The 12503-nt window shown below is 66.6% G+C and carries 15 protein-coding genes; all 15 read left to right on the top strand.

From position 1 onward, the window contains the following. The first annotated feature begins 191 nt into the window (after window positions 1-191). On the top strand, window positions 192-1523 hold the full coding sequence (locus tag ACFPOE_RS11425) for a primase-helicase family protein (RefSeq protein WP_376850207.1): 1332 nt from the start codon (window positions 192-194) through the stop codon (window positions 1521-1523). Between the two features lie 279 nt (window positions 1524-1802). Beyond that, a complete protein-coding gene (locus ACFPOE_RS11420) occupies window positions 1803-2378 on the top strand; it encodes a phage tail protein (RefSeq protein ID WP_376850206.1) in 576 nt (191 codons plus the stop codon). 114 nt (window positions 2379-2492) lie between these two features. Beyond that, the gene (locus ACFPOE_RS11415) at window positions 2493-3134 is read left to right on the top strand and encodes a hypothetical protein (RefSeq protein ID WP_376850205.1); all 642 of its coding nucleotides are present in this window, start codon (window positions 2493-2495) and stop codon (window positions 3132-3134) included. After that, the gene (locus ACFPOE_RS11410; RefSeq protein WP_376850204.1) at window positions 3131-5143 is read left to right on the top strand and encodes a phage terminase large subunit family protein; all 2013 of its coding nucleotides are present in this window, start codon (window positions 3131-3133) and stop codon (window positions 5141-5143) included. The genes ACFPOE_RS11415 and ACFPOE_RS11410 overlap by 4 nt, the downstream gene beginning before the upstream one ends. Beyond that, window positions 5109-5447, top strand: coding sequence for a putative transcriptional regulator (locus ACFPOE_RS11405; protein WP_376850203.1), 339 nt, complete (start codon window positions 5109-5111; stop codon window positions 5445-5447). The genes ACFPOE_RS11410 and ACFPOE_RS11405 overlap by 35 nt, the downstream gene beginning before the upstream one ends. 57 nt (window positions 5448-5504) lie before the next feature. Beyond that, window positions 5505-5711 (top strand): phage head-tail joining protein, encoded by a 207-nt coding sequence (locus ACFPOE_RS11400; protein ID WP_376850202.1) that lies wholly within the window; start codon window positions 5505-5507, stop codon window positions 5709-5711. After that, window positions 5711-7279, top strand: a complete 1569-nt coding sequence (locus tag ACFPOE_RS11395) for a phage portal protein (protein ID WP_376850201.1) — start codon at window positions 5711-5713, stop codon at window positions 7277-7279. The genes ACFPOE_RS11400 and ACFPOE_RS11395 overlap by 1 nt, the downstream gene beginning before the upstream one ends. 64 nt (window positions 7280-7343) lie before the next feature. After that, entirely contained in the window at window positions 7344-9353 is a 2010-nt protein-coding gene (locus ACFPOE_RS11390) for a prohead protease/major capsid protein fusion protein (RefSeq protein ID WP_376850200.1), read from the top strand. 101 nt (window positions 9354-9454) lie between these two features. Then, window positions 9455-9799, top strand: coding sequence for a capsid cement protein (locus ACFPOE_RS11385; RefSeq protein WP_376850199.1), 345 nt, complete (start codon window positions 9455-9457; stop codon window positions 9797-9799). A gap of 19 nt (window positions 9800-9818) precedes the next feature. Then, window positions 9819-10121: a head-tail joining protein gene (locus ACFPOE_RS11380; RefSeq protein ID WP_376850198.1), complete on the top strand. Its 303-nt coding sequence runs from the start codon at window positions 9819-9821 to the stop codon at window positions 10119-10121. Next, window positions 10122-10562: a hypothetical protein gene (locus ACFPOE_RS11375; protein ID WP_376850197.1), complete on the top strand. Its 441-nt coding sequence runs from the start codon at window positions 10122-10124 to the stop codon at window positions 10560-10562. Window positions 10563-10570: 8 nt separating this feature from the next. Then, window positions 10571-10777 (top strand): hypothetical protein, encoded by a 207-nt coding sequence (locus ACFPOE_RS11370; RefSeq protein WP_376850196.1) that lies wholly within the window; start codon window positions 10571-10573, stop codon window positions 10775-10777. A gap of 3 nt (window positions 10778-10780) precedes the next feature. Next, window positions 10781-11749, top strand: coding sequence for a phage tail tube protein (locus ACFPOE_RS11365; RefSeq protein WP_376850195.1), 969 nt, complete (start codon window positions 10781-10783; stop codon window positions 11747-11749). Window positions 11750-11807: 58 nt separating this feature from the next. Further along, complete coding sequence (locus tag ACFPOE_RS11360; RefSeq protein WP_376850194.1) at window positions 11808-12146, top strand: hypothetical protein; 339 nt, start codon at window positions 11808-11810, stop codon at window positions 12144-12146. Continuing rightward, the gene (locus ACFPOE_RS11355) at window positions 12110-12502 is read left to right on the top strand and encodes a DUF1799 domain-containing protein (RefSeq protein WP_376850645.1); all 393 of its coding nucleotides are present in this window, start codon (window positions 12110-12112) and stop codon (window positions 12500-12502) included. Before ACFPOE_RS11360 ends, ACFPOE_RS11355 begins: the two co-directional genes overlap by 37 nt. Window position 12503: the final 1 nt, after the last annotated feature.

The following is a 12503-nucleotide window of genomic DNA, read 5'->3' as shown; positions in this document are numbered from 1 at the left end:
CAGCTGATGTTGTCTCGTTTTCTGATGCGAAGAAGCGCAAGACGCGGCGCGCGGTCGACGCTGGCACTTCCTCGCCTCCCGCCCCCCCTCCCCAGGAAAGCGCGAGTTCGCGCAATGAGGGGAAAGGGGGTGGTGGCGCGAAGCCGAAAAAACCCGAGCGCACGATCGACTGGGGCAAGTTCAACTACCTGGTGGCGAACTTCGCGCTGATCTACGGCACCGACACGGTGTGGGACGGCGCCAACCGGCTGATCATGAAGATCGCCAACATGGCGCACGCGCACGGCAGCGACGTGGTGAAGCTGTGGAAGGCCTCGGCCGATCGGCGCACCATCATGCCGGCCGACGTGGTGTTCGACCCGACAGGATCGTGCGACGAGGAGACGTGCGTCAACCTGTTCGGCGGCATCCTACTGGAGCCGGAAAAAGGTGACGTGCAGCCCGTTCTGGACCTGGTGCGTTTCCTCACCAGCCGAGCCAGCACCGATGCCGACGAGTGCGACAACATCATGCACTGGCTGCTCTGCTGGCTGGCGTATCCACTCCAGCACATGGGCACCAAGCTGCGCACGGCGGTGATCATGCACGGCGACGAGGGCGCCGGCAAAAACTTCCTGTTCGACCTCTGGGTCGAAATCTACGGCAAGTACGGCGCGCTGGTCGGCCAGGACGAGCTCGAGGACAAGTTCAACGACTGGCGCTCGGCCAAGCTGGCGGTTGTCGGCGACGAGGTCTCCAGCCGGCAGGAGCTGGTTCATAACAAGAACCGGCTCAAGGCGCTGATCACGTCCACCACGGTGCAGATCAACCCGAAGAACCTGCCGCGGCGCGAGGAGCGCAACCACATCAACATCGTGTTCCTGTCCAACGAGCTGCAGCCGCTGGCCCTGGACAACAGCGACCGCCGCTACCTGGTGGTCTACACGCCCCGGGCCCGGGAGTTCGAGTTCTATCGCAGGCTCAAGGCGTGGAAGGAGGCGGGCGGCCTCAAGGCCTTCTACCGCTACCTGCTGGACTACAACCTCGACGACTTCGATCCGTTCGCCCCCGCACCCCTGACACAAGCGAAGCTGGACCTGATCGACATGAACAGGAAAAGCCCTGAACGCTTCTGGCTGGAGTGGGCCAGCGGCGAGCTCGATCTGCCCTACCGCACGTGCTCCATGGCGCAGGCCTACCGGGCCTACATCAAGTACGCCCAGCGCACCGGCGACCGCTTCCCCATGCAGCGCAACGTCTTCACCCGGATGCTGCTGCGGATCTCGGAGTCGATGGCGCCCACGCTGGACCCACCCAAGCCGCCGGCCAAGGAATGGATCGCGGCCGTGGTGTCCGAGGACCTCGGCGGCGGCCGCAAGACCACCCGGATGCTGCTGGTCACCGAGCGGCCAGAGGACGTCAATGCCGGCGCCTGGGCCAGCGAGTGCGTGTCCAGCTTCGAGCAGTCGCTGTCCGACTACCTTGGATACGAACCCCGCTCCCCGGATGGGAGTGCAAAGGGCTCGAAGGAGGGCGGTTCATGAGGCCGGCTGTTACGGCGTTACGCGTGCGCGTAACAAGGAATCCAGCATTGGCGCGGGTTGTCACGCTGTTACGCCGTTACAGCCAACGCCAAATGCGTGCGCGTGCGTGCGCGAGAAGGGACAGGGGTGTGTGTGATTTCTCGTATAGGAGAAGCGCGTAACAGCGTAACAGCGTAACAAGCGAGCACTGGTGCGGGTCTTGGTGTTACGCGTGCGCGTAACAGCGTAACGGTTTCTTTGAGAGAGAGAAAAGGAAATGAAGAAGAGGGGTCGACGGACATGCTGATCACGGTGAAGGACAACTTCCCCGAGGTGATGGCGCAGCTCGAGCAGCTCCACAAGGACGTGCGTGAGCAAGCGCTGGTGCGCGCCGTCAACTCCACGCTGGCCCAGGGCCAGACCCGCATGGCACAGGAGATCAGCAGGGAGTTCAACATCACCTCGCGCGAGGTGAAGGACCGCCTACAGGTGATCAAGGCCACGTGGCGCAATGGCTTGCTGTCGGTCAAGGGCGTGCTGCAGGTGACGAACAAGCGCGGCCGGTCGCTGAACCTGATCCACTTCGATGCCAGGCAGACCCCTGCCGGCGTGAGCGTGAAGATCCTGCGCTCGGGTGGACGCAAGGTGCTCAAGGGCGCCTTCATCGCCAACCAGGGCCGCACCGTGTTCCAGCGCGTGGGCAAGACCAGGCTGCCGATCAAGGCGATGCAGACGGTGGACGTGCCGCAGATGTTCAACACCAAGCGGATCAACCGCGTCGTGGTGCAGCTGCTGCAGGACAAGTTCCCCGAGGTCTTCCAGCGCGAGGCGAAGTACTACACCGACCGCTTCAACGCCAAGAGGGCAGGCGCATGAACTCGGCCCGCCATCTCGGCCGGGTCCTTCCGGGCGACCTCCAGCTACGGGCCGAAACGAGCGCGAAAACGGACCAGTCTATGGCCCTGGCAATAGTTGACAGACGGGTTGACGATGGCCAAAAGTGACCCGAAGTTGTTGACGCAGGCGGAGTACGCGCGGCACCGGAAGGCGCGCGGGCTCTCGGGCGGCAGCCGCGAGGCCGTCCGCAAGGCGGTTGACAGGGGTCACATCAGCGTGTTCGGGCCCGACAAGCTGGTCGACCAGGTGCTCGCGGACACGCAGTGGGAGCGAAACACCCGCGTCCGCGCCAGTGCGGAGGCGCCGGCGACTGGAAACACCGCCCAGGACCTGGTCGACGCCGCCGGCGCCGAGCCGGCAGCAGCAGCTGCATCTCCGGCGCCGGCCGACCAGGTCACCGGGCCCGGCGAACAGCTCCACGCGGATCCCGGCTACCAGCTTTCGCGATCGCGCCAGGCCGCGGCCGATGCACGCACCGCCGAGATCAAGCTTGCCGAGCTGGAGGGCTCGCTGATCCGCGTCGACCAGGTCAAGTCGGCGCTGGCCAGCATGTTGGCGCCGGTGCGCGAAGGCCTGCTGCAGATCCCGGCGCGCCTGGCGCCGCTGCTCGCGCCCCAGTCCGACCCGGGCCGGATCCAGACACTCCTCGAGGCCGAGATCCACCAGGTGCTGGCGCCCCTGGCCCGCGCCAGCGCCCTCGGCGGCGGCACGTCGGAGCAGAAAGCGACTGCATGAGCGCGCGCGACCTTCCCGACCACGAAGCACGCGCCATCGAGCTGGTGGGGGAGATGATGGCCGCCTACCTGGCGCCGCCGCCGCGCGTCAGCGTCGCCGAGTGGGCCGGGAAGTTCCGCAAGATCGCGAAGGGTCCGGAGCGTGGCCAGTGGCGCAACGAGCGCACGCCGTACCTTGTCGAGCCCATGGAGTGCGCGTCGTCGTTCAGTCTGTACGAGGAGATCGTGCTGATGTTCGCCACGCAGCTGGGCAAGAGCGAGATCCTCTACAACTCGCTGATGCAGCGGATCCACACCGAGCCGCAGGACATGATGATGGTCCAGCCGACGCTGCAGGATGCTCAGGACCACAGCTCCAAGCGCTTCCTTCCCACCATCCTAGCCACACCCGTGATGCACGGCAAGGTGGCGGTGCGCAAGTCGCGCGACGAGTCCACCAGCTGGCGCAGCCGCTCGATCCAGGGCGACTTCGCGGTGTACTTTGCCGGCGCCAACTCCGCCTCGTCGCTGGCGTCCAAACCGCTCGGCTTCGCGGTGGCCGACGAGATCGACAAATGGCCGGCCGATGTCGACAACGAAGGCCCGCCGCTCGGCCTGCTCGAGGAGCGGATGTCGAACTTCGCGCGGCGCAAGCTGATCGTCGCGTCGACGCCGAACATCAAGGGCGCGTCCGAGATCGAGAGCCGCTACCTGGCGAGCGATCGCCGGAAGTACTTCGTGCCGTGCCCGCACTGTGGCGAGTTCCAGGTGCTGGAGTGGGGCGCCGACAAGGACCACGGCATCAAGTGGCTCAAGACCGCCGGCGGCGCCGCCAGGCCGGAGACCGCGGTCTACATCTGCAGCAGCTGCAGCGCCGCGATCGAGGAGTTCCACAAGACGGCGATGCTGGCCGACGGCGTCTGGCGCGCTGGCGCACCAGGTGCGGCCCGGGGCAAGGTCGCCGGCTTCTGGTTGAGCAAGCTGTATTCGCCGCTCGGCTGGCGTTCGTGGGAGGAGCTGGTCGAGGAGTGGGTTGAAGCCACAGAAAAGCACCGCCTTGGGCAGAGCGCGCCGCTGAAGAAGTTCAAGAACTCCAGCCTGGCCGAGACCTGGGAGGAAAAGGGCCTGGGAGCCGACCACAACGTGCTGGCGCAGCGGGCCGAGGACTACCCGATGGGCATCGTCCCGCGCCGCGGCCTGATGCTGACCATGGGAGTGGACACACAGCCCGATCGGCTCGAGGCCCGGGTGTGGGCCTTCGGCCGCGGCGAGGAGAGCTGGCTGATCTCGCGCGAGATCATCTACGGCGACCCCAACCTGGACGAGGGGACGGAGGGCTCGCCCTGGACCCGGCTCACCGAGATCCGCCGCACGCCGTTCCTGCACGAGAGCGGGTCACAGATGCTGGTGGAAGTGACCTGCGTCGACACCGGCGGCCACAACACGCATGCGGTCTACACGTACTGCCGCAACCACAGCACCTCGCACGTGCTCGCGATCAAGGGCGCCAGCGTGTACGACAAGCCGGTGCTGGGCAAGCCCACGCCGGTGGACGTCAACTGGCGCGGCCGCAGCCTGCCGCGCGGCGTCAAGCTGTGGCCGATCGGCACCGACACGGCCAAGCACCTCCTATATGGCCGGATGCGTCTTACGCAGGCGGGACCGGGGTTCGTGCACGTGCCTCTGGCCATCAAGGACACCGACGAATTCGAGCAGATGACCGCGGCCAAGCTGCTGCCAGCCACTGTCAAGGGCAAGCGCGTCATGCGCTGGATCACGCCGTCGGGAAAGCGCGAGGAGGGCGGCGACTGCATGGTCTACGCCTATGCCGGCGCCTGCTACCTGGGGATCCAGAACTACCGCGAAAACAGCTGGGCGCGGCGCGAGCAGCGCTACGCGCCGGCCAATCCCGACCTTTTCGCACAGCCAGTGGATACGTATCCAAAAAAAGAAGCAGTGGAGCCCACCGCAAGCAAACCCGAGGAAGAGAGGCGACGTGAAAGCAGCAAAAAAGCCACCCGCGACTGGTAACACGTCGCCGACACCCCAGCTCGACGCGCTGATCCAGGCCGAGCCCGACCTGGTCGACCGGATCTTCGACTACGTCGTGGAGCTGGTACCGGATATCGCGGCACGGCGCGAGGAAGTGAAGCAGGCGATCCGGGACGAGTTCGCCGGCGAGCGGCTCTACGTGGCCAAGCGAGAATCCGGCGACCGCCTTGGCGAGCGGATCCTGGCGCTGTTCAATGGGCGCAACGCCAGCGAAGTCGCACGGCAACTGCACGTCGGCCGGGCCACCGTGTACCGCAAACTCAAGCAGGCCGGCAGGGCCTGAGCGAAACAGTCTCACTTTTGTTGGAAATGAGACAGCCCGATCCGTAGCGTGTCGGGCATGTCATTCACCTCTGCCGACCTCGCGGTCCTCGACCGCGCCATCGCCGCGTCCGAGCTCACAGTCGAGATCGCCGGCCGCAAGGTCACCTTCGACAACTTCGACGGCCTGAAGAAGCGCCGCGACTTCGTCGCTGCGCAGCTCGCGGAGGCGTCCCGACCCACCGGCTCCTTCCGCTACCGCTTCACCACCGCGCGGGGCGACTGATGGCCCTCCGCGTCAACGCACTGGACCGCCTGATCGGCGTCTTCTCTCCGGGCCGGGCTCTGCGCCGCGTGGTCGATCGCACCAAGCTGCAGCGCGCCTACGAGGCCGCCAGTCCTCGGGACAGCTGGCGCCCGCGTCGGGGCGGCGCCAGCGCCCAGGCCGACCACTTCGCCGACGCCACCATCCTGCGCACCAAGGCCCGATCGCTGGTGCAGAACGTTCCCTACATCGCCTCAAGCATGGACGCGCTGGTGGCCAACGTCATCGGCACCGGCATCGTGCCGCGCTTCACCGGTCCGCAGGCCGAAAAGTTGAACAAACTCTTCAAGGCGTGGGTGTCGGTGTGCGATGCGGACGGCCGCCTGGACCTGTTCGGCCAGGAGGCGACGTGCTATCGGGCGATGGAGCAGGACGGCGAGATGCTGGTCAGGCTGCGTCCGCGCCGCGCCGAAGACGGCCTGCCGGTGCCGCTGCAGCTGCAGGTGCTGGAGATCGACTGGCTGGACAGCACACGCAACTCGCTGCTGGGCGGCGGCATGGCGGACGTGCCCTTTGGCAACGTAGTCATCGAAGGCATCGAGTACGACCAGCTCGGCCGCGTCGCTGCCTACTGGCTGTGGGACCAGCACCCCGGCGATGCCACGCTGCTGCGCGGCTTCCGCAACTTCAGCAAGCGGGTGCCGGCCAGCAGCATCATCCACCTGTACGACCCGAAGCGGCCGGGCCAGGGGCGCGGCATCACACGCCTGGCGCCCATCATCGCGCGCACGAGGGACACGCAGCTGTACGAGGATGCGGAGCTGGCGCGCAAGAACCTGGAGTCGCGCCTGTCGGTCCTGATCAGCGGCGACGCCTCGCTGATGGCCAACGAGAACCAGCTCGGATCGTCCTCGGCCACCGGCGCGGCTGATGCTTCCCTGGCGCGTCGGACCGGCGATCTGGGCGAGCTCTCGAGCGGCGGAATCACAGAGCTGCCCGCCGGGTCCACCATCGAGACGGTCGAGCCGAAAGCCGCGGGCGGGCACGTGGAATACGTGTCGCACCAGCTGCACATCATCACCGCCGCCCTGGGCGTCACCTACGAGATGGCCACCGGCGACATGAGCCAGGTTAACTTCAGCAGCGCCCGGGTGCGCATGCAGGACGTTCGCCGCGGCTTTGAGCACACGCAGTGGATGATCCTGATTCCGCGGCTGCTGCGTCCGTTGTGCGACGCCTTCGCCGCCGCCGCCATGCTGGCCGGCAAGATCCCCGACGGCGCGGCCTACGACGTCGAGTTCGACACCCCGAAGTGGGACTACGTCAATCCGCAGCAGGAGGCAACTGCCGATGCGCTGCAGGTAGCCACCGGCCTGTCCAGCCTCAGCGCAAAGCTGCGCGCCCGGGGCGAGAACCCGGAATCGGTCTTCAAGGAAATAGGCGAGGACTTCCAGAAGCTCAAGGACATGAAGGTCGGCGACGACAACGTCCTGGACATCCTCTTCTTCCTGCAGAAGGGCACGCTGCGCATCACCGACCAGGGGCAGGACCCGGGCCTGGCCACCGACCCCGTTTCGGCGAAGAAGTGAGGCGCATGCAAATCGTCTCACTTTTGTTGGAAATGAGACAGGCGACTGTTCAAAGTCCATCCCCATGAACAAGCCCGCCGACAAAAAGCAAGCTGCTGATCGCGCTCAGGCCGACATGCCGATCCAGCTGCGCGAGGCGCAGATCGTACCGGCCAGCTTCAACGAAGCCGAGCGCACGGTCGACGTGGTGTGGACCACCGGCTCGCGCCGCCGCGCCTACGACTGGTACAACGACACGCCCTACGAGGAAGAGCTCGCCGTCGAGCCCGACGCGGTCGACATGAGCCGCTTCGAGGCCGGCACCGTGCAGGTGCTCGATGGCCACAACATGTACGGCGGCGTCGGCGCCATCCTCGGCGTCGCCACCCGTGGCTCCATCGAGAACGGCCAGGGCATCGCCACGCTGCGCCTGTCAGGCAATCCCGACAACGCCGGCATCGTCGGCGACATCCGCGACGGCATCATCCGCGCCATCAGCTTCGGCTACTCGGTGCAGAAGTACGAAATCACCCGGGCGATCGACCGCACCGACGGCGTGAACATGCCGCTGTATCGCGCCGTCGCCTGGACGCCGCAGGAAATCAGCTTCGTGCCGGTTCCGGCCGACGCCAACGCATCCACCCGTTCCCAACCCAAGCACGGCGTCCCGTGCGAATTCACGACCCGGGCTGCCGCCCATTCTTCGAAAGAACCCACCATGACCGAAGCTGAACTGCAAGCCCAGCGCGACCAGGAAGCGGCAACCCGCGCCGCAGCCGCCACCGCCGCTGCCACCGCCGCCCAGACGGCAGAGCGCCAGCGCTCTACCGACATCACCGCGCTGTGCGCGCGTCACGCGGTTCCTGCCGACCAGGTGCAGCGGTACATCGCCGACGGCACCACCGTCGACGCAGTGCGCACTGCCATCCTCGATGACATCGCCACCCGCGATGCGGCCGCCGGCGGCCAGCGCAACGTCACCATCCGCACCGTCAGCGACGAAACTCAGACCCGCCTGGCCGGCCTGGAAGAAGCATTCATGCACCGCGTGCACGCCGGCGCCACCCTCACCGAAAACGGCCAGCGCTTCCGCGGCATGACGCTGATGGAGATGGGCCGCGAGCACCTGGAGCGGTGCAACGTCAACACGCGCGGCATGTCGCGCATGCAGCTGGCCACGCAGATCCTGACCTTCCGGGCCGGCGCCTCGATGTCCACCAGCGACTTCTCCAGCCTGCTGGCCAACGTCGCCAACAAGCGCCTGCGCATGGCCTACGAAGAGAACGTGCCCAGCTACCAGCGCTGGTCGCGCCGGGCGCCGGACGCGCCGGACTTCAAGCAGATGACCGTGGTCAACCTGGCCGGCACGCCCGACCTGCTGCAGGTCAACGAGCACGGCGAGTTCAAGTACGGCGCGATGAGCGACGGCAAGGAAGTCTATTCGCTGCTCACCTTCGGCCGCATCGTCAGCCTGACGCGCCAGGCGCTGATCAACGACGACCTGCGCGGCTTCGACCGCCTGGTCGGCGGCTTCGGCAGCAGCGCCGCCCGCCTGGAAAACCGCACGGTGTACAGCATCCTGACGGCCAATACCGCCCTGGGCGATGGTGTGGCGCTGTTCCATGCCACCCACAACAACCTGGCCGGCGCCGGCGCCGCGATCAACGTCACCCCGCTGGGCGCAGGCCGCGCTGCGATGCGCGTCCAGAAGGGCCTGCAGGGCAACGAGCTGAACATCGCGCCGCGGTACCTGATCGTGCCGGCCGCGCAGGAGGCCCTGGCCTACCAGTACACCAGCGCCAACTACGTGCCCACGCAGCCGAGCCAGGTCAACGAGTTCCGCGCCGGCGGCCGCACCGCGCTGGAGCCGATCGTCGAGGCCGTGCTGGACGCCAGCAGCGCGCTGTCCTGGTACCTCGCCGCCGGCACCGACCAGGTCGACACGGTGGAGTACTGCTACCTCGAAGGCGCTGCCGGCCCGGTGGTGGAGTCCGAGCCGGGCTTCGAAGTCGACGGCATCAACTACAAGTGCCGCCTCGACTTCGCCGCCAAGGCGATCGACTACCGCGGCCTCTACAAGAACCCGGGCGCGTAACACCCGAGCGGGACGGAGAAGTCGGCGCCACGGCGCCGGCTTTTTGAAGCGGCTGGTCTCCGGCCCTTTCAAAAAGCCACCCATCAACCACGGAGCAGCTCATGAAAACTTTCATCCAACTCGGCGACACCCTGGATCTCGATCCGGGTGCGAAGGTCGCCACCGGTACCGGCTTCCTGTTCGGCGCGGCGCTGTTCGGCGTGGCCGTGGTCGACGCGGTGGCTGGCACGAAAAGCGCCTTCCAGTGCGAAGGCGTCGTCAGCATCGCCAAGACCGCCGCCCTGGCCATCAGCGTCGGCGACCGCCTGTTCTGGGACCCGGTCAACAAGTGCGTCAACAAGACCGTTGCCGCACAGCAGCAAGTCGGCATCTGCGTTGTCGCCGCGCTGGCCGCTGACGCCACGGTGGCAATGCTGCTCGAATCGGCCCTGCCGGTCGCGACCTGATCAACCGTGAAGCCGCGCAGTGAGCTCCGCCCTGGAAACACGTGTCAACAGCTCCGTCATGGAGCGGCTGACCAACGCCCAGGGCGTGCTCGCCAACGGCAAGAGCATCACGGTCATCTTCGACCGCGCGTTCGTTGAGGGCATGAGCGGCCAGATCCAGATCGACGCATCGTCGCCCATGGTCCACGCCTATGACGCGGACGTGGCCGCCAACAGCATCGGCTTCGGCACCGCCGTCTCCATCAACGGCGTCCCGCTCAAGGTCAAGAGCTTCCACCCGGACGGCACCGGCCTCACCCTGTTGATCCTGGAGGCGGCGTAAATGGCCGCCCATATCGCCATCCGCAACGCGATCGTGAACCTGCTGGTGGGCGGGACGCCGGTCGCCGCGGGACGCGTTTATCCGAATCGCAACTACGCGTTGCCCCAGGGTGTCGACTCGCAGGTCAACGCGCACCGTGTCCAGTCGGTGCCCAACCGCGGACCGGTCTACGCCAACGCGCCGATCGACTGGACCACGGACATGCGCCTGGTTGTCTCTGCACGCTATATCAGCGGCGGCTCCTCTGCGGAGGACCTGGCAGACGCCATCGCCGTCGATTGCGTGGGCCGCGTCCTGGCGGACCAGACGCTCGCCGGCCTATGCGACGCAATCGAGCCGGGGCAGCTCACCTGGGATCAGGACGAGGCCGACGGCAACCTGGCGCAGATCACCTGGGACTTCCAGGTGGTGCACCGCACCTTCAACAACGTCATTTCGTGAAAGCCGCCATGAACGACAACGCCCAGACCCAATTGCAGGAGCCGCAAGCCGGCGGCAGCTATCGCCGCGAGGCCGACGGCACGCTCACCCAGATCAGCGGTTCGCAGACCAGCCAGATCGGCGGCCGTGCGGCGCAGGCACAGGCGCAGATCGAGGCCGGCCAGGCGCCGGTCCCGGTCGCCGCCACCCCCAACACCGACAACTCCCAGGAGTAAGCCATGAGCCGTTTGATCCGCAACACAGTCATCCTCGTCAAGACCGAGGTCACCTACGGCCTGGACCCGGTGCCGGTCGGCGGGACGGACGCCATGCTGGTGTCGAACCTGAACATCAATCCGCTGAACGCCAACAACGTGCCGCGCGACCTCATTCGCGGCTTCATGGGCGGCGCCGAGCAGCTGGTGGGCAACCGCTTCGTCGAATGCGGCTTCGACGTCGAGCTGGCCGGCAGCGGCACCGCCGGAACCGCGCCTGCCTATGCGCCCCTGCTCAAGGCCTGCGGCTTCGCCGAGACGCTCACCGCGTCGATCCGCGCCGATTACACGCCGATCTCCACCGCGTTCAACAGCGCCACGATCTACTGGTACGACGACGGCCTGCTGCACAAGCTGACCGGCGCGCGTGGCGATGTGAGCTTCAAGATGAGCGCCGGCGGCCGGCCGATGATGTCTTACAAGTTCAAGGGCCTGTACAGCACGCCCACTGCCGCCGCCAATGCCGCCCCGACGCTCACGGCCTTCAAGACCCCCCAGGTGATCAACGAGGCCAACACCAACGACCTCACCTTCGGCGGCACGCACGCGACGGCGATCGCGCCGGCCATCACCGGCGGCACGCCGTACCCCAGCCTGGGCATGGACGTGATGGTCAACAACAAGGTCGACTACGACCCGCTGCTGGGCGGCGAGTCGGTCGAGATCACCGACCGCCAGGCGTCCTGCAGCTTCCAGCTCGATCTCACCGCGGCCCAGGAAAACACCTTCATGGCCGCGGTCGAGGCGGCCACGCTGACCACGGTCGGCCTGATCCACGGCACCACCGGCGGCAACAAGGTGCTGATGTGGCTGCCCTTCGTGCAGCGGATCAATCCGCAGAAGCAGGACCAGAACGGCAAGCGGATGGTGCAGTTCGAGGGCCGCGTCACGCCCTCGGCCGGCAACGACGAACTGCGCCTGGTGCTGTTCTAAGCCGAGCGCGCCTCGCCGGCGGCGTGCCGGCTTCCCCCAACCACAAGAGGAGAAAGACATGGCAAGAAAACTGATGGTGAGCGACACGGTGCAGGTGCCGGTGACGCTCGTGCTGGCGGGCAAGGGCGGCAAGTCCGAAACCCACAAGTTCCACCTGGTGCAGGACCGACTCGGCGGTGAGGAGCTACGCAAGCAGATGGCCAGCGATTCACCCGTCAACGAATTCCTAGCTGGCATCACCAAGGGATGGGGCGGTCAGAAGCTGGTCGTGGAAGAGGACGGCACACCCAGCGAGTTCAGCCAGGAAGCGTTCGCCGACATGCTCACGATTGCCGGCGCGCCGGCAGTGTTCCTGAACGCATACGTCAAGGAAGTGGTGGCCAAGGAAAAAAACTGAGGGAGGCCGCGCGTCTCTGGGCGCTCGGCGAACTCGCAACCCCAGACCAACAGGACCGCACCAATGCGCACGTCGACGAGGCACTCGCTGCTTTCGGGCTGTACCTCGAGGCGCCTGTCTCGGAAACGCTGGAGCCGTTCTACCTGTGGCCCGAGCATCTTGCCGCCTTCAACTTCTTCCTTGAGCTCGGCACGCAATGGCGTGTTGGCATGGACGGCGCCACCGGCCTTGACTATGCAGCAGTCATCGCGCATCTGCGCATGGCCGGCAACGAGTCCGCCGAGACCTACCACGAGATCCGAGCGCTCGAGGCCGGCGCTCTCGCAGCCTACCGCGAGATGCGCGACCGGAGGTGAC

The organism is Caenimonas terrae (assembly GCF_042655405.1).
Lineage (GTDB): Bacteria > Pseudomonadota > Gammaproteobacteria > Burkholderiales > Burkholderiaceae_C > Ramlibacter > Ramlibacter terrae_A.
This window is presented reverse-complemented; position numbering and strand designations above follow the sequence as displayed.

What these genes read in the sequence shown, in the direction of transcription:
- ACFPOE_RS11410 (WP_376850204.1), top strand. Translation starts at nt 3,131, where the DNA reads ATGAGCGCGCGCGACCTTCCCGACCACGAAGCACGCGCCATCGAGCTG.
- ACFPOE_RS11370 (WP_376850196.1), top strand. Translation starts at nt 10,571, where the DNA reads ATGAACGACAACGCCCAGACCCAATTGCAGGAGCCGCAAGCCGGCGGC.
- ACFPOE_RS11400 (WP_376850202.1), top strand. Translation starts at nt 5,505, where the DNA reads ATGTCATTCACCTCTGCCGACCTCGCGGTCCTCGACCGCGCCATCGCC.
- ACFPOE_RS11415 (WP_376850205.1), top strand. Translation starts at nt 2,493, where the DNA reads ATGGCCAAAAGTGACCCGAAGTTGTTGACGCAGGCGGAGTACGCGCGG.
- ACFPOE_RS11360 (WP_376850194.1), top strand. Translation starts at nt 11,808, where the DNA reads ATGGCAAGAAAACTGATGGTGAGCGACACGGTGCAGGTGCCGGTGACG.
- ACFPOE_RS11375 (WP_376850197.1), top strand. Translation starts at nt 10,122, where the DNA reads ATGGCCGCCCATATCGCCATCCGCAACGCGATCGTGAACCTGCTGGTG.
- ACFPOE_RS11385 (WP_376850199.1), top strand. Translation starts at nt 9,455, where the DNA reads ATGAAAACTTTCATCCAACTCGGCGACACCCTGGATCTCGATCCGGGT.
- ACFPOE_RS11420 (WP_376850206.1), top strand. Translation starts at nt 1,803, where the DNA reads ATGCTGATCACGGTGAAGGACAACTTCCCCGAGGTGATGGCGCAGCTC.
- ACFPOE_RS11390 (WP_376850200.1), top strand. Translation starts at nt 7,344, where the DNA reads ATGAACAAGCCCGCCGACAAAAAGCAAGCTGCTGATCGCGCTCAGGCC.
- ACFPOE_RS11395 (WP_376850201.1), top strand. Translation starts at nt 5,711, where the DNA reads ATGGCCCTCCGCGTCAACGCACTGGACCGCCTGATCGGCGTCTTCTCT.
- ACFPOE_RS11365 (WP_376850195.1), top strand. Translation starts at nt 10,781, where the DNA reads ATGAGCCGTTTGATCCGCAACACAGTCATCCTCGTCAAGACCGAGGTC.